This window comes from Arthrobacter cavernae (assembly GCF_017368795.1).
In the GTDB taxonomy this organism is placed as follows: Bacteria; Actinomycetota; Actinomycetes; order Actinomycetales; family Micrococcaceae; genus Arthrobacter; species Arthrobacter cavernae.
Genome location: NZ_JAFNLL010000051.1, coordinates 1 through 15,426, shown reverse-complemented (window position 1 = coordinate 15,426; position 15,426 = coordinate 1). Strand labels below are relative to the sequence as shown.

General features: G+C 67.7%; 16 protein-coding genes. 6 read left to right on the top strand and 10 right to left on the bottom strand.

All coding sequences use genetic code 11. The features are described from left to right. Positions 1 to 40 precede the first annotated feature (40 nt). Positions 41 to 1,225: an acyl-CoA dehydrogenase family protein gene (locus tag J1902_RS16905; RefSeq protein WP_207617479.1), complete on the top strand. Its 1,185-nt coding sequence runs from the start codon at positions 41 to 43 to the stop codon at positions 1,223 to 1,225. A 15-nt stretch (positions 1,226 to 1,240) separates the two neighbouring features. Here J1902_RS16905 and J1902_RS16900 read toward each other — a convergent pair whose 3' ends face one another. The 6 genes from J1902_RS16900 to J1902_RS16875 form a co-directional block, all read right to left on the bottom strand. Further along, the gene (locus tag J1902_RS16900) at positions 1,241 to 2,572 is read right to left on the bottom strand and encodes an MFS transporter (protein ID WP_207617478.1); all 1,332 of its coding nucleotides are present in this window, start codon (positions 2,570 to 2,572) and stop codon (positions 1,241 to 1,243) included. Beyond that, positions 2,569 to 3,138, bottom strand: coding sequence for a winged helix-turn-helix transcriptional regulator (locus J1902_RS16895; protein WP_207617477.1), 570 nt, complete (start codon positions 3,136 to 3,138; stop codon positions 2,569 to 2,571). Before J1902_RS16895 ends, J1902_RS16900 begins: the two co-directional genes overlap by 4 nt. 74 nt (positions 3,139 to 3,212) lie before the next feature. Further along, positions 3,213 to 4,541 carry a glycosyltransferase 87 family protein gene (locus J1902_RS16890; RefSeq protein ID WP_307794482.1) on the bottom strand — a complete coding sequence of 443 codons (1,329 nt, stop codon included), beginning with the start codon at positions 4,539 to 4,541 and terminating at the stop codon, positions 3,213 to 3,215. Positions 4,542 to 4,547: 6 nt separating this feature from the next. After that, on the bottom strand, positions 4,548 to 5,714 hold the full coding sequence (locus J1902_RS16885) for a cystathionine gamma-synthase (protein ID WP_207617476.1): 1,167 nt from the start codon (positions 5,712 to 5,714) through the stop codon (positions 4,548 to 4,550). Between the two features lie 26 nt (positions 5,715 to 5,740). Next, the gene (locus J1902_RS16880; RefSeq protein WP_207617475.1) at positions 5,741 to 7,126 is read right to left on the bottom strand and encodes a cystathionine beta-synthase; all 1,386 of its coding nucleotides are present in this window, start codon (positions 7,124 to 7,126) and stop codon (positions 5,741 to 5,743) included. A 194-nt stretch (positions 7,127 to 7,320) separates the two neighbouring features. Then, positions 7,321 to 7,719: a VOC family protein gene (locus J1902_RS16875; RefSeq protein ID WP_207617474.1), complete on the bottom strand. Its 399-nt coding sequence runs from the start codon at positions 7,717 to 7,719 to the stop codon at positions 7,321 to 7,323. 128 nt (positions 7,720 to 7,847) lie between these two features. On the opposite strand from J1902_RS16875, the gene J1902_RS16870 reads away from it, so the two are divergent. Both J1902_RS16870 and J1902_RS16865 read left to right on the top strand, forming a co-directional pair. Then, positions 7,848 to 8,822 carry a DNA-3-methyladenine glycosylase family protein gene (locus J1902_RS16870; RefSeq protein ID WP_207617473.1) on the top strand — a complete coding sequence of 325 codons (975 nt, stop codon included), beginning with the start codon at positions 7,848 to 7,850 and terminating at the stop codon, positions 8,820 to 8,822. A 75-nt stretch (positions 8,823 to 8,897) separates the two neighbouring features. Further along, positions 8,898 to 9,068: a hypothetical protein gene (locus J1902_RS16865; protein WP_242702142.1), complete on the top strand. Its 171-nt coding sequence runs from the start codon at positions 8,898 to 8,900 to the stop codon at positions 9,066 to 9,068. Here J1902_RS16865 and J1902_RS19735 read toward each other — a convergent pair. Further along, complete coding sequence (locus tag J1902_RS19735; RefSeq protein WP_307794481.1) at positions 9,061 to 10,743, bottom strand: LuxR C-terminal-related transcriptional regulator; 1,683 nt, start codon at positions 10,741 to 10,743, stop codon at positions 9,061 to 9,063. The genes J1902_RS16865 and J1902_RS19735 overlap by 8 nt on opposite strands. 193 nt (positions 10,744 to 10,936) lie before the next feature. Between J1902_RS19735 and J1902_RS16855 the strand changes: the two genes are divergently transcribed. After that, on the top strand, positions 10,937 to 11,359 hold the full coding sequence (locus J1902_RS16855; protein ID WP_207617472.1) for an ester cyclase: 423 nt from the start codon (positions 10,937 to 10,939) through the stop codon (positions 11,357 to 11,359). A 25-nt stretch (positions 11,360 to 11,384) separates the two neighbouring features. Here J1902_RS16855 and J1902_RS16850 read toward each other — a convergent pair whose 3' ends face one another. Further along, positions 11,385 to 13,061 carry an AMP-binding protein gene (locus tag J1902_RS16850; protein WP_207617471.1) on the bottom strand — a complete coding sequence of 559 codons (1,677 nt, stop codon included), beginning with the start codon at positions 13,059 to 13,061 and terminating at the stop codon, positions 11,385 to 11,387. A gap of 102 nt (positions 13,062 to 13,163) precedes the next feature. On the opposite strand from J1902_RS16850, the gene J1902_RS16845 reads away from it, so the two are divergent. Beyond that, positions 13,164 to 13,442 (top strand): putative quinol monooxygenase, encoded by a 279-nt coding sequence (locus J1902_RS16845; RefSeq protein WP_207617470.1) that lies wholly within the window; start codon positions 13,164 to 13,166, stop codon positions 13,440 to 13,442. Positions 13,443 to 13,560: 118 nt separating this feature from the next. On the opposite strand, the gene J1902_RS16840 is transcribed toward J1902_RS16845, so the two are convergent. Both J1902_RS16840 and J1902_RS16835 read right to left on the bottom strand, forming a co-directional pair. Beyond that, positions 13,561 to 13,950 (bottom strand): thioredoxin family protein, encoded by a 390-nt coding sequence (locus J1902_RS16840; RefSeq protein WP_207617469.1) that lies wholly within the window; start codon positions 13,948 to 13,950, stop codon positions 13,561 to 13,563. A gap of 209 nt (positions 13,951 to 14,159) precedes the next feature. Further along, complete coding sequence (locus J1902_RS16835; RefSeq protein ID WP_207617468.1) at positions 14,160 to 14,705, bottom strand: acyl-CoA thioesterase; 546 nt, start codon at positions 14,703 to 14,705, stop codon at positions 14,160 to 14,162. Between the two features lie 138 nt (positions 14,706 to 14,843). Between J1902_RS16835 and J1902_RS16830 the strand changes: the two genes are divergently transcribed. Beyond that, the gene (locus J1902_RS16830; protein ID WP_207617467.1) at positions 14,844 to 15,065 is read left to right on the top strand and encodes a hypothetical protein; all 222 of its coding nucleotides are present in this window, start codon (positions 14,844 to 14,846) and stop codon (positions 15,063 to 15,065) included. Positions 15,066 to 15,426 lie beyond the last annotated feature (361 nt).

The window sequence follows — 15,426 nt, the reverse complement described above, 5'->3', positions numbered from 1 at the left end:
CTTAAACGGCAATGACAGCTGGCCGCCGTAGGATGCTGGCATGAGCCATTCAACGACGAATCCCTCCGATGTCCTTGCCCTCGATTCCCTCCTGAGTGAGGAGGAACTCGCCCTCCGCGAAAAGGTCAGCGACTTCACCCAACAGCGGATCCGCCCGAACATCGCCCGCTGGTATGAGGACGCCGTCTTCCCGCGCGAGATCGTGCCGGAGCTCGGCGAACTCGGCGTGCTCGGCATGCACCTGGAGGGCTACGGCTGCCCGGGCCGCTCCGCCGTCGAATACGGCCTGGCCGCCATGGAACTGGAGGCCGGCGATTCCGGCATCCGCACTTTCGTCTCGGTGCAGGGCTCGCTGGCCATGACCGCCATCCACAAATGGGGTTCGGAAGCGCAGAAGGAACAGTGGCTGCCGCGGATGGCCGCCGGAGAGCTGATCGGCTGCTTCGCGCTGACGGAGCCGACGGCGGGTTCGGACCCGTCGTCGATGACCACTTTTGCGCGCCGCGACGGTTCAGGCGAGGACGCGGGCTGGGTCCTGGACGGCGCCAAGCGCTGGATCGGGCTGGCCTCGATCGCCGATGTCATGGTGGTGTGGGCGAACACCGAGGACGGCATCCGCGGCTTCCTGGTCCCCGCCGGCACACCGGGCGTCACCGCCACGCCGATCGAGCCGAAGCTCTCCCTGCGCGCCTCGGTCCAGTGCGATGTAGTGTTCGACGGCGTGGTGCTGGGAGCGGAGGCTCTCCTCCCGGGTGCGCAGGGGCTCCGCGGCCTGTTTTCCTGCCTGAACGAGGCGCGGTACGGCATCGCCTGGGGCGCCATGGGGGCCGCCCGCGATTCCTACGAGGCCGCCCTGGACTACGCCGGGACGCGTCTGCAGTTCGGCAAGCCGCTGGCCGGCTACCAGCTGACCCAGGAGAAGCTGGTGAACATGCTCCTGGAAATCCAGAAGGGCACCCTGCTGGCCCTGCACCTGGGCCGGCTCAAGGACGCCGGCCACCTGCAGCCCCAGCAGATCTCCGTGGGCAAGCTGAACAACGTCCGCGAGGCCCTCAAGGTCGCCCGCGAGGCCCGCACCATCCTGGGCGGCAACGGCATCACCCTGGACTACTCGCCCCTGCGGCACGCCAGCAACCTGGAGTCGGTGCGGACCTACGAGGGCACCGACGAGGTCCACACGCTGATCCTGGGCCAGCACATCACGGGAGTGGCCGCGTTCCGCTGAGCCCGGCGGTGGGCGTCAGGCAACCACCGGCACCGGCTCCTTCTTCCCGGCGTCCTTGCGGATGGTGGCGCTGATGACGGCAGCCACGGTGCACATGGCGGCGGCGCCGATCCAGGCGTAGGTGTAGTGGCCGGTGGCATCGCGGATGTAGCCGGCGGCCAGGGCTGCGGCGGCCGCTCCCAGCTGGTGCGCGGCGAACACCCAGCCGAACACCACGGAGCCGTCGGCGCCGAACACCTTGCGGCAGATGGCCGCCGTCGGGGGCACGGTGGCCACCCAGTCCAGGCCGTAGACCACCACGAAGATGATCATGCTCGGTTCCACCGTGGAGCCGAGCAGCAGCGGCAGCACCAGCAGGCCGATGCCGCGGAACTGGTAGTAGACGGCCAGCAGGATCTTGGGGTTGAAGCGGTCGGTCAGCCAGCCGGAGGCGATGGTGCCCAGGATGTCGAAGATCCCGACGACGGCCAGCAGGCCCGCCGCCGTGGTTTCGGGCATGCCGTGGTCGTGCGCGGAGGGGATGAAGTGGGTGCCGATCAGCCCATTGGTGGTGGCCCCACAGATCGCGAAGCCCGCCGCCAGCGCCCAGAAGGTACGCACCTTGCTGGCGCGCTTGAGCACCTGCAATGCGCGGACGGCAGCGTTCGTGGAATCGGCTTTGATGGGTTCCGCCGTCGGCGTTCCTTCATCCCCGGCGGTCGTTTCGGCACCGTAGGCCCGGACGCCGACGTCGGCAGGTGAGTTCCGCAGCCAGCGCAGCACCAGCGGGGCCACGGCGAGCGCGCCCGCCGCGATGAGCAGGGAGGCGCCGCGCCAGCCCGGGTTCTGGGCCAGGGCGGCGATGAAGGGCAGGAAGACGAGCTGCCCGGCCGCGCTGCCCGAGGTCAGGATGCCAATGACCAGGCCGCGGCTTTTGGAGAACCAGGTGTTGGCGATGGTGGCCGCGAACACCAGGGCCATGGAGCCCGTACCCAGGCCGATCAGCAGCCCCCAGGTGAGCAGGATCTGCCAGGACTGGTTCACGAACACCGTCAGCGCCGAGCCCAGGCCGATCAGGCACAGGGCCACGGCCGTGACGGTGCGGATGCCGAAGCGGTCCATGAGGGCCGCGGCGAAGGGCGCGGTCAGGCCGAACAGCACCAGGTTGATGCTGACGGCCAGCGAGAGCACGGTAGTGGACCAGCCGAATTCCTGCTGGAGCGGGACCATGAGCACGCCCGGGGCGGCGCGGAAGCCGGCGGCCCCGACGAGGGCGAGGAACGCGACGGCGGCAACGATCCAGGCGGGGTGCAGGCGGCGGCGCGGGGGCTTGCCGGTGGGCAGCTCGGTGACATCGGGGGCGGTCATGAGGCGGGCTCCGTTTCGGCGGCCGGTGCGGCCTGGGTGGGTGCTGTGCGGGTGGACACAGCGTAAGCGGATACGGGGGAAGGCGCGACGGCGAGCGGCAGGGGATGGTCGCTGCGCTTGAGGCTGTGCCAGCTGGTGTTGGCCGCGGTCAGCTGGGTGCCGCAGTGGCTGCAGGTGTCCGCGGAGGACGTCGGCAGGCCGCAGTCCGAGTGGATGACGCGCATGTGGGCGATGTCGCTGGGGGCGTCGAGGTGCTTCTCGGCCCAGATGATGATCGCATTCAGGACCGGGAGTGAGTCCTCGCCCTTGGGCGTGAGGACGTACTCCTGGCGGGTGCGGCCGCCATCGACATAGGGGCGCTGGGCCAGCAGCCCGGCGTCGAGCAGCCAGCCGAGGCGCTTGCTGAGGACGTTGTCCGCCACCTCAAGGCGTTTCTTGATGGCGTCGAAGCGGCCGTTGCCGAAGAAGACCTCCCGGAGCACCAGGCTCCCCCAAGGGTCGCCCAGGACATCGAGGCCCCGGGCCAGGCTGCAGGTCCGCGCGGACCAGTCGGATCGCAAAGGCATGGCACGACACTAGCTGACTATCTTCAAGAAAGCCATGCCCGAAGGCGCCAGCCTCACGGACGCGGGCGCCGGGATCAGGAGGACGCCGTGGTACCCACTGGCTCCGGGGTGATCCCCGCCCGGGACGGACGGTAGGCGAGCGCCCAGTAGGTCAATAGGGCGATGCCGCAGACCACGCCCAGGCTGGAGGCCGCCAGCTGCCACTGCGTCTGCGGATCCTTGCCCCACTCGGCCGCGCCGGCCCATACGGACAGGTACTTGGGCGTCAGGTAGAACGCGACGGCGGAGACGGCCACCACAATCCAGCCGGCCAGCCGCATCCTGCCGTTGCGCGAGGGCACCCGGTGCATCGCGAAGGCCATGCTCGGCAGGGCGACGGCGATCCACACCCAGTGGTGGGACCAGGACACCGGGCTGATCAGCAGCATGAGCACGGCGGTGGCGGATACGGCCACGAAGTTCTCGTCGGCAGCCAGCGCCCACTTGATCACCAGCGCCGCGAGGACCGCCAGCGCCAGGGACAGCACCAGCCAGAGCACGCTGGTGAAGCCGGAGTCGGGCATGCCGAGGTGCAGCAGCAGCCCCTTGACGGAGAGGTTGTCCATGTAGGCGGGGCCGCCGATCCGTCCGGTGTCCGGCAGGATCTTGGTCCAGAACATGAGCGAGGCCTGCGGCAGGATGGCCCAGGACACGGCGATGGAGCCGAAGAAACCTGCCGCCATCCAGCCCAGGGCCTTGAAGTCGCGCCGCACCAGGAAGTACAGGCCAAAGGCCAGCGGCGTGAGCTTTATCCCGGCGGCCAGGCCGATCAGCAGGCCCGCCGGCCAGCGGATCTCCCCCGCCCGGGCCTTCCCGTACAGGGCGAAGTCGGCCAGGATCACCCCCATCAGGATGATGTTGATCTGCCCGAAGTCGAAGGTGTCGCGCCACGGGCCCAGCAGCAGGATCGCCGCCGTTCCCGCCAGGGCGGTGGTCCGGAAACGGTAGTCCGCAAAGGCCGCCCGCCAGCTTGTCAGGGCGAAGTAGTGCCGCGCCAGCCAGGCCGCCACCACGGCAGCCCCGGCAAGCGCCGTCATGATGAAGACCAGGCTGCTGGCGCCGAAACTGGACATGGCCAGCCCGGCGAACAGCAGCGCCGCAAACGGCGGATACGTGAACGGCAGGCCGTCGCGCGGAGCGTACAGCTCGCCGGCACCTGTTTCCCCGGTCTGCAGCACACGGGTGCCGCCGTAGTAGTAGACCTCGAAGTCGTTCATGAGCGGGATGTACGCGGAGTACAGGACCCAGAGGGCAACGACGACGGCGAGGGCGCCTGCCGCCGTGGCGAGCCAGCCGCGCAGGGGTGAGGAAGGAAGTGCCGACGATGGCAGGGGTGGTGCCGCCGGAGGGGTGGGTGAAGTCACTGCTTCCTAGCTGTTGATCTTGGTGAAGGCCTGCTCGAGGTCCGCGATCAGGTCCTCGGCTTCCTCGATGCCGCAGGAGAGCCGGATGAGGTTGACCGGGACGGCCAGCTCGGTGCCCTTGACGGAGGCGTGCGTCATTTCGGAGGGGTAGTTCATGAGGGACTCGATGCCGCCCAGGGACTCCGCCAGCGTGAACACCGAGGTGTTTTCCGCGACGGTGCGGGCCGCCGCCTCGCCGCCCCTGAACTGCACGGAGACCATGCCGCCGAACTTCTTCATCTGCTTCTTGGCGAGCTCGTGGCCGGGGTGGGACGGCAGGCCCGGGTACAGCACGGCCTCCACCTCGGGGCGCTGCAGCAGCCATTCGGCCACGGCCTGGCCGTTCTCGCTGTGCCGGTCCATGCGCACGCCGAGGGTCTTGAGGCCGCGAGTGGTGAGGAAGGCATCCATCGGGCCGGAGACGGCGCCGACGGCGAACTGGACGAAGCCGATCTTTTCGGCCAGTTCCGCGTCCTTGACCACGATGGCGCCGCCCACAACGTCGGAGTGGCCGCCGATGTACTTGGTGGTGGAGTGGACCACGACGTCGGCACCCAGGGCGAGCGGGGTCTGCAGGTAGGGGGACGCGAAGGTGTTGTCGACCACCAGGAGGGCACCGGCGTCGTGCGCCACCGCGGCGAGGGCCGCGATGTCGGTGATCTTCATCATCGGGTTGGAGGGGGTCTCCACCCACACGATGCGCGTCTTGTTCGCCGCCACGGCAGCGGCCACGGCGTCGAGGTCGGACATGTCCACGGGGCTGTTGCCGATGCCCCAGCCGCCCAGGACGCGGTTGATGAGCCGGTAGGTGCCGCCGTAGGCGTCGTTTCCGAGGACGATGTGGTCCCCCGGGCGGGCGATGGCCCGGATGAGGGAGTCTTCCGCGGCGAGGCCGGAGCTGAAGCTGTAGGCGTGGGTGCCGCCCTCGAGGGCCGCCAGCTGTTCCTGCAGGGCGTCGCGGGTGGGGTTGCCGCCGCGGCCGTACTCGTAGCCGTCGCGCAGATTGCCGATGCCGTCCTGGGCATAGGTGGAGCTGAAGTGCAGCGGCGGGACCACCGCACCCGTGCGGGGCTCGAAGGCCTGTCCGGCGTGGACGGCGCGCGTGTTGAAGCCGGCGTTGTTGTTGGCAGGCATGGAGGCTCCTATTTCAGTGGCTCAGTTCAGTGGCTCAGGTAGGCGAGAAGGTCGTGGCGGGTCAGGATGCCCACGGGGGCGCCGACGAACGTCACCATCACGGTGTCGACGTCGGAGAGCAGCTCGCGTGCGGCGGAGATGGTCTCGAGCGAGCCGATCACCGGCAGCCGCTCCCCCATGTGCTGGGAGATCTTGTCCGTGAGCTTCGCCTCGCCGCGGAAGAGGCGGGCGGTGAGGGTCCGCTCGTCCACGGCGCCCAGGACCTCGCCCATCACGACGGGCGGTTCCTGCGAGAGCACCGGGATGTGCGAGACGCCGAACTCGTTCATGATGTTGATGACGTCGCGGACCGTTTCGTTGGGGTGGATGTGCACCAGGGCCGGCATTTCGCCGGTCTTGGACTTGAGCACCTCGCCCACGGACTGCTCCTCGCCGCCGGAGAGGAAGCCGTAGGAACGCATCCACTGGTCGTTGAAGATCTTGGCCAGGTAGCCGCGGCCGGAGTCCGGGAGGATCACGACCACGACGGCGCTCTCCGGCAGATCGCGCGCGGTCTTCAAGGCAGCCACCACGGCCATGCCGGAGGAGCCGCCCACCAGGAGGCCTTCCTCGCGGGCCAGGCGCCGGGTCATGGAGAAGGAATCGGCGTCGCTCACGGCGATGACGTCGTCCGGCACGGTCTTGTCGTAGTTTGCCGGCCACATGTCCTCGCCGACGCCCTCCACGAAGTACGGGCGGCCGGTGCCGCCCGAGTAGACCGAACCCTCGGGGTCGGCGCCGATCACCTTGACGCGGCCGCCGTCGGCCTCGGGGCGGTCTGCGGAGATGCCCTTGAGGTAGCGGCCGGTGCCGGTGATGGTGCCGCCGGTGCCGGCGCCGATCACCACATGGGTGACCGTGCCGTCCGTGTCACGCCAGATTTCCGGGCCCGTGGACTCGTAGTGGCTGCCCGGGGCCGCCGGATTGGAGAACTGGTCCGGCTTGTAGGCGCCCGGAATCTCGGCGACGAGCCGGTCCGAGACGCTGTAGTAGCTCTGCGGGCTGTCCGGGGCGACGGCGGTGGGGGTCACCACCACCTCGGCCCCGTAGGCCTGAAGGACCGCACGCTTGTCCTCGCCCACCTTGTCCGGCACCACGAAGATGCACTTGTAGCCCTTTTGCTGGGCCACGAGCGCCAGGCCCACGCCGGTGTTGCCGGAGGTCGGCTCCACGATGGTGCCGCCCGGCAGGAGCTTGCCGTCCCGTTCGGCCTCCTCGATCATCTTCACCGCGATGCGGTCCTTGATGGATCCGCCGGGGTTGATGTACTCCAGCTTGACCAGGACGGTGGCTTTGATGCCTTCCGTGACGTGGTTGAGCTTGATGAGGGGCGTGTTGCCGATGAGGTCCAATACGGACTGGGCGTACTTCATAGGTACAAAGTTACCGCGTGGGACCGCCGGAACCGGCCAGCGGTGCGCTTTGAGGCTACCCTATTCCCGGGCTTGTTTGGCGTACCGCAGCTACAGGCCCCGGAATCGGAAACAAGGCCCGGGATGGGCATCGCTCACTCGGTCCCGGAACCCGCGGGCTGTAGGCGCTGGCTCGCACAGCCCACGGGAGAGGCCTAGTCTGCGGGAACTCCGGAGGGTGTGTTCTGCCACAGCCCCAGGATGTTGCCCTCGGTGTCCTTGAAGTACGCGTAGAAGCCCATGCCCGGAACGGTGTCCTTGGGCTTGACCACGGATCCGCCCAGCGACTCAATCTGCGCGAGTGCTGCGTCGATGTCCTCCACGTCCACCGTGATGATGGGAGTAGTGAGTTCTCCTTCCCTGGCCATCATCCCGCCGTTGATGGCCCCGGGATCATTCGGCATCCCTGTCTGTTCGTCACTCGGGGTTGTGATCAGGATGTTGTAGTTCAGCTCCGGCATGGCGTTGATCTGCCAATCAAACGCTGCCGTGTAAAAGTTCCTTGCCCGCTCTTGATCGTCCGCGGGGATCTCGAAGTGCACAATTCCGGCCATTTCGTTCTCCTGGGTTGCTACGGGAAGGCGCGGACGCCCGCGCCACACACGGATTCTAGCCCCGGGGCTTGCCTCGCGTAAGGGGCTCCGGACGCTGCGTTGCCGCCTGTGCATGGGACCATGAATGTATGACGATCGCCGACGCCCCGACGGCTGCAGCGGCCGCGGCCGACGCAGCCGTCCGCTGGCATGCGGGCGGTCCGTTCAATCTTCTGCAGAGCCTCGGCATCCTGATGCGCGGCAACGGCGATCCCTCCTTTGCTGCCCGGCCGGATGGCTTGTGGATGGCGTTCACGACGCCGGAAGGCCCGGCAACGCTGCGGCTCACCACGGCCGGAACCGGCACTGAGACGCACGTCGATGCCCAGGCTTGGGGTCCCGGCGCCGGCCCGGCCGTGGCCGGCGTACCGCGCCTGCTGGGCGCCGACGACGACTGGTCGGCTTTCGACGAGCCGGCCTTCCACGGCAGCCTCCCCCGCCTGGTCACCGAGGCCCGACGCCGGAACCCCGCCGTGCGGCTGCCTTCCACCGGCAGGGTGGTCGACTCCCTGGTGCCGACCATCCTGGAGCAGAAGGTCACCACCATCGAGGCACGCCGCGGCTACCGCTACCTCATGCACGGCTACGGCACGCCGGCCCCCGGGGCCCACACGCCGCCCGGGCTCCTCGTTGCGCCCACCCCGGCCCAGTGGCTGGCCATCCCGTCCTGGGAGTGGCACAAGGCGGGAGTCGGTCCCCAGCGTTCGGCGACCGTCATGCGGGCGCTGCGCTCCGCCGTCGCGCTTGAACGCCTGGCCTCGCTGGACTCGGCCGCAGCGGGCGCCAAGCTGCAGACGATCCCCGGGATCGGGATCTGGACGGCCGCCGAGGTGGTGCAGCGGACCCATGGCTGCCCGGATTCCGTGTCGGTGGGCGACTACCACCTGGCCGCGTACGTGGGCTACGCCCTGACGGGGCGCAAGACCGACGACGCCGGCATGCTCGCCTTGCTGGAGCCATGGCGCGGGCACCGGCAGCGGGTGGTCCGCATGATCGGCCTCAGCGGTTTCCGCAAACCCGCCTTCGGCCCCCGCATGACCATCCAGGACCACCGCCGTCACTGAGCCAAGCGACGCGGGGTCACTTGCGGACCGCCCCGGGCGAACTCGTCGCTGCCAATCGAAGCCGGACCGGACTGGATGAAGGTGGCCAACTGGTTCAATCCCCTGACTTATCTGGTCAACGCCGAGCGCGAACTGTTCGCCGGCAGCATTGGGACGGACACGCTGCTCGGGCTCACCGCAGCAGTAGTGAGCGCCGCCGTCGGGCTCGTAGTGGGCGTCCGGGCGATCAACCGCAACATCAGCTAGAGCCCAGGCGGGCAGCGTACGCTGCGGCTTCAGCACGGTTGCGGACGCCCAGCTTCTCCAGCACGCTACTCACGTGGTGGGCCACCGTCTTGTGGCTGATGAACAGCCGCCGGGCAATTTCATGATTTGAGTATCCCTGAACCAGCAGCCCCAGGATTTCCTGCTCGCGCCGGGTAAGGACACCGGCCTCGCGGGGAACGGACCGGCCTCCGGCGCCCCACGAACGCAATAGTGCCGCTGCCTTATCGGCATCGTGGGACGCCCCCAGCCTGTCCAGCCCTGAAAGAACTGCACGGGCTTCAGAGATAGCCAGCGAGGGCTGGTCCTGGGCCAAAACACGCGCAAGCTCCAGCCGCGTGCGCGCGGTTTCCAGCGGAAGTTCCAAGTGCCCGAACCATCTGAGGGCGTCCTCAAAGTAACCCATGGCAGGCTCCAGCCGGCCCTCGGCAGCTGCAACCCGGCCTCTGGCCAGGGCGGCATGCGCGGACACCAGGCGCACTCCCCCGCCGCGGGCGTCAAGGTCGCCAAGGTGCTCGGCGGCAACTGCAGCAGCGGCAGGATTGCCTGCTGCCAGCTGAGCCTCCACCAGCAGGCCGCGTGCACCCGCTGTTTCCAGAGAGGTCCGGTGCCCGCCAGCGTGCAATGTAGGAACGACGTCGCCGGTACCGTCATTCCCCGAACGAAGCCAGCGCTCTGCCAGGGCCACGGCCGCCACCGGTTCGTTGCTTCCGAGGGCCAGGCCCGCCGCCACCAAGCTGGTCTCGACCGGAGCGCCGACCCTCTCGAGCAAGGCCCTGGCCTCGTCGAAGTGTCCTTGGCGCACACGGAGCTCGGCGAGGCTCGCGATAGCCCTGTGGTACATCCCGGGGAAGACATCCTTCGTACTCGCCGCCGCATGCAGCAGCTCGTCCTCGGCTTCGCCCCAATGACCCGTCAGCAGGAGCACCCGCCCGTGGACCATGCGGCACTGAGCGTAAAGGTATGGGCAGCCGTAGGCCCTCATGTAGTCCTCTGCAGCCAGCGACCACTGGGTAGCCCGCCCGAGGTCGCTGAGCAGGTCGCAGACCGTCAGCATCGAGCAGCTCGCCATGACCACCGTGTAGAACGTCGTTCCGTCGCCACCCAGGGCGCGGGCCATCGCCTCATCCACGCAGCGAAGCCCCGCCTGGACCTGTCCACCCTTGACGAGGACCACTCCGCGCTCAGCAAGCGCACAGACTGCCAGGTCCGGGTCGCCCAACTCATGCGACGTGGCCAGCGCACGTTCGATCAGCTCGCGGCAGCGACGGGCATCAGTGGCCAGCAGCGCCGCACAGTAATCCACCCAGGCCCGAGCCAGTCCGTCGTCCGGCCCGGCCATGCTCTCCGCACGAGCCAGCCAGCCCCGCGCCGCCGCCTCGTTGCCGAGGGACATTCCGTAGACGAGGCACAGCCACACGGCGGAATCGATGGCCTCGGGAACATTGCCCGCGCGGCGGCTGGCAGCGTAGGCGCGCTCACGGCAGTGGACGCTTTCACTGAGCTCACCGAGGAAAAAGAGGGCGTCGCCCAAGCCTGCGAGCGCGCCCGGCGATCCGGTGCCCCGGAGGACCTCCTCAAAGGCGGCGCGCGCATCCGCCCACCGCCCCGCTTCCAGTGCCGCGTAGCCTCTCGCTGTCACTTCCTCCAGCGTCACGCTTCAATTAGAGCACTTCACACTGCCGTTCCCTAGGGACGGAACCAAGGGCGCGGGCGCACCAGATCCGCCTGATGGGCGCCGCCGGCAACAGGCCAAAAATGGGTCAGTTGACCGATCCGCCCGGACCTGGAGCCGGGCAGTCTGGAATTATCCCGAACAGCGGACCACAGGACCAATCAAGGAGCAAACGATGAGCGCAGACGCAATTGCCAAGTCAATAGAGGCCCTTAACTCTCATGATGCGAAGGCCTTTGCCGCAACGTACGCCGAGGACGCGGTGGTCCACGACCCGCTTTACCCGCAGCCGCTGAAGGGGCGGGACGCCGTTGAGCAGGACATGGTGGAACTCCTGCGGGCCTTCCCGGATGTCAGTGTCACCGTGGGGCCCCTGTTCCAAGACAGCGGGACGTTCGCAGCCGAGTACACCCTGCGCGGAACGCACCAGGGACCGTTGGCATCGCCCGGCGGCGAGATTCCCGCCACCGGAAAGTCCTTCATCAACAACGCGGCCGTCTTCTCGACGTTCAATGCTGATGGGGAAGTCACGGAGGAACGCCGCTACTACGATGTTGCCGGCATCATGGCGCAGCTTGGGGTGACCCCGGACAGCTGAGCCCAGATCCAAGGGGCGCCGCCGCTCACAGGCCCAGGCGGGCTACCGCTTCTTGGCGCATGTCCACTTTGCGGACCTTGCCGGAGACGGTCATGGGGAAGCTCTCGCGGACGTCTAGGTAGCGCGGGATCTTGTAGTGGGCCAGCCTGCCGCGGCAGAACTCCTGCAGCCCGGCCAGGTCCAGGGGTTCAACGCCGGGCTTGAGGATGATGCAGGCCATAAGCTCTTCGCCGTACTTGGCGTCCGGGACGCCGATCACCTGCACGTCCTGGATGGCGGGGTGCTGGTACAGGAACTCCTCGATCTCGCGCGGGTAGATGTTCTCGCCGCCGCGGATCACCAGGTCCTTGATCCGGCCTTCGATCACCACGTAGCCGTCACCGTCCATGCGGGCGAGGTCGCCAGTGTGCATCCAGCCTTCGGCGTCGATGGCCTCGGCCGTCTTGTCCGGCTGGCCCCAGTAGCCCTGCATCACCGCATAGCCGCGGGTGCACAGTTCGCCGATCCCGCCACGTTCCAGCACCTCGTCCGTGCCGGGATCCACGATCTTCGATTCGAGCAGCGGCATGGTGCGCCCCACCGTGGTGGTGCGCTGCTCCAGCGTGTCGCCTGCCCGGGTCATGGTGGACACCGGCGAGGTCTCGGTCATGCCGTAGCAAATGGCCACATCCCGCATGTTCATCTCGTCGATGACGCGGCGCATGACCTCGATGGGGCACAGCGATCCCGCCATCACGCCGGTGCGCAGCGTGGAGAGGTCGTAGGAGGCGAAGTCCGGCAGCGCCAGCTCCGCGATGAACATGGTGGGCACCCCGTACAGCGAGGTGCCGCCGAAGTCCTGCACGGCTTCCAGGGTGGCAGCGGGGCTGAAGCCGCGGCCGGGGATGATGGTGGCGGCGCCGAAACTGAGGGCATTCAGGTTGCCGATGACCATGCCGAAGCAGTGGTAGAACGGCACCGGCAGCACCACGCGGTCGTGCTCCGTGTAGCCGAGGAGCCGGCCGATCTGGTGGCCGTTGTTGAGGATGTTGTGGTGCGTCAGGGTGGCGCCCTTGGGGAAGCCCGTGGTGCCGGAGGTGTACTGCAGGTTGATGGGATCGTACCGGTCCAGTTCCGCCATCCGGTCCCTGAGCGCCGAGGGCCCGACGCCGTCCGCGTGGGTCAGCAGCTCGCCGTACGTCAGCTCGGGGCTGCTTTCCGGGACGCCCGCGGTCAGGCCGACGGTCGGATCACCGGGCAGGAACACGACCTCGCGCAGCTCCGGGCAGTTGGCCAGGGCCTGCCGGGCCATGCCCACGTAGTCGCTGTTCTTGTCCGACGGCGCCACCACCAGGGTCCGCATGGCGTTCTGCTTGACCACGAACTCGAGTTCGTGGCTGCGGTAGGCCGGGTTGACGTTGACCAGCACGGCGCCGGTTTTCGCCGTCGCGTACTGCAGGATGGTCCACTCGGCACAATTGGGACTCCAGATGCCGATCCGCTCGCCCTTGACGACGCCCAGGGCGAGCAGCGCGCGGGCGAGGTGGTCGACGTCGTCGTTCAGTTTCTCGTAGCTCCAGCGGCGGGCGTCCCCGCCCGGCACGCTGGCCGCCTCGATGAGGGCATCCCGGAGGGGAAACTTCGCCGCGACGCGTTCAAAGTTGGCCCCGATGGTCTCGTCGAGCAAGGAGACGTCAGTGTCTCCGGCGGTGTATGAAAGCATGAGGGCACGCTACCAATTCCGGGGGCCTATGAGAAGACTTTTGCTAGGAAGTCCTATCAACCATTTTCAGCGGACCACGGCTCCCCCGGTAAGGTGATTCCCATGAGTGCACCCATCGACCTGCAAGCCACGTTCATCCCCAACGACGGCGAGTTCTTCCGCGTGAAGCTTGCCCTGGAAATCGCCATCGAAGAGGTCGTGAACGAGCCCGGCTGCCTGCGCTATGAGCTCACCGAAGCCACGGAGGAGAAGCTGGTCCTGACCGAGCAGTGGGCCTCCCAGGAAGACCTGGACAAGCACTCCAGGGGCATCGCCGTGCAGGACCTCGAAGAGTCCCTCAGCGCCCTGCTCGCCGAGCCCATACAGCTCGAGCGCCTCTGATCCCCACACAGCTTCCAGTCCCAACACAGCGAAGCCGCTGAAACGCAACGAGGTCGCCGGAACGTTCCGGCGACCTCGTGCTTTTTCGGCGATCTCGAATTACTGACCGCCTGTTGCTCTAGTTTTCCTGGGCCTTTTCCTGGGCTTCGGCGCGCTGCTTGGCGACGTGGGCGTGGACTTCTTCCATGTCCAGGGCCTTCACGGCGTCGATGACCTGCTCGAGCTGCGGGCCGTTGAGTGCGCCGGGCTGGGAGAACACGAGGACCTTTTCGCGGAAGGCCATCAGCGTGGGGATCGAGGAGATCCCCGCCTCCGCGGCCAGCTGCTGCTCGGCTTCGGTGTCCACCTTCGCGAAGAGAACGTCGGCGTGCTTCTCGGAGGAGGCCTCGTACGTGGGGGCGAACTGGCGGCACGGGCCGCACCATGCAGCCCAGAAGTCCACCAGGACAATGTCATTGCCCTCGATGGTCGATGCGAACTGTTCGCCGGTGATGTCAACTGTAGCCATGCTTCCACGGTACGCGACGGCGCCGCCGAAGTCCCTTCGATGAAGGCGATGTTCGCTCCCCGGTAAACCGGGAATAAAGCGCACGACGGCGGCCGCCCCCTCGTGAGGGCCGGCCGCCGGCGCGGCTCATGGGCTGCCGGTGCTGCTGGAACCGTCGGAGTACCAGACCGTGACGCCGCCGCGGCCCCGCACCGGAGGGATGTCGGGAGCTAGGCCCAAACGTGCGGGGCCGGCCGGCGCGCACCTGGGAGCGCGTTGTTTTCGCGCCATTCGTGGATCCATTCGGGCAGCTCAAGATCAGCCGGCGGTGCCCCGAACTCGGCGATGATAGCCTCCTGACTGACGGGACCGCCCTTGCCGAGCAGCCGCGTGGCGATGTGGGCGCGGGCATAGATTTCACCGTCCGCCACCATGCGCTGCTCAAAGTAGATGGCCTTGGTGTCAAGCCCGATGACCCTGGTCTCGATGGTGTACTGCTGCCACAGCTGCAGGGATTTGCGGAAGGAGATGGTCTCCCCCGCCGCCACGGGAGTCCAGCCGCGCCGGCGCATCTTGCGCCAGATGCCGCTGCGGACCATGAGGTCAAAACGGCCCAGGTCCATGAGCGAGAAATACATGCCGTTGTTGACATGCATCGCGATGTCGATGTCCGTCGGCAGCACGCGCAGGGGCAGCGAGGACGTATCCCACGCGCCGAGCGGTGAACGCCGGGACGAAGTGAACAGGAGCAGGAGCGTGCGCAGGAGCAGATGCATGGCAGCTATGTTACCCGCGGGTAACATTATGCGGTAGCCGGGCTTTATGTCCAACGATTGCACAAACGTTTACCACCGGTTCACGAATCCCGTGCAGAATGTCTGGAACACATGACCACGGCGAACAAGGAGACCCCTGTGAGCACCATTCAGTCCCCCAAGCCGCACACCGAAGTGTGGCCCGAGCTCGCGCTCCACCAGCAACTTGTCCTGCAGGACCTCCGCGGCAACAGGATCGTCGGAACCCTGGACGGCATGACCGACGACCGCAGCACGCTGTGGATCCAGCTCACCGGCGGCCTCGGCCGTCAGCTGGTGCACCACCAGGACGGCTACTGGCTGGAAAACGCCGCCAGCTAGACCCTGCCGGGGCGTTTCCTGCCCCGGCTACACGCCCTGCGCTGTATTCCCTATGAGGGACGCCGCCCTGCGCGCCGTCCTGCCCTTTTTTGGTTTCGGAAAGCGTTTGCGACACGGCGAACCGCGCCATTACGACGCCGGAGCTCGGCAAAGAGGGTCAGGACGGCCGGGCGGGGGCCGGGACGGGCGAAGGGTGAGCGCTGGAGTGCGAGTGAGGGACTCCGGCCTCGCAGCCGCACGAAACCCTGCGTTGTTCGCAAAACACCCCGTTGAACGCGGGGATCTGCGAACAAGGGAGGGAATTGTCAGCCCGGAACGAGAAAATCCCCGGAACCATGTGGTTCCGGGGATTTTCCCTTGG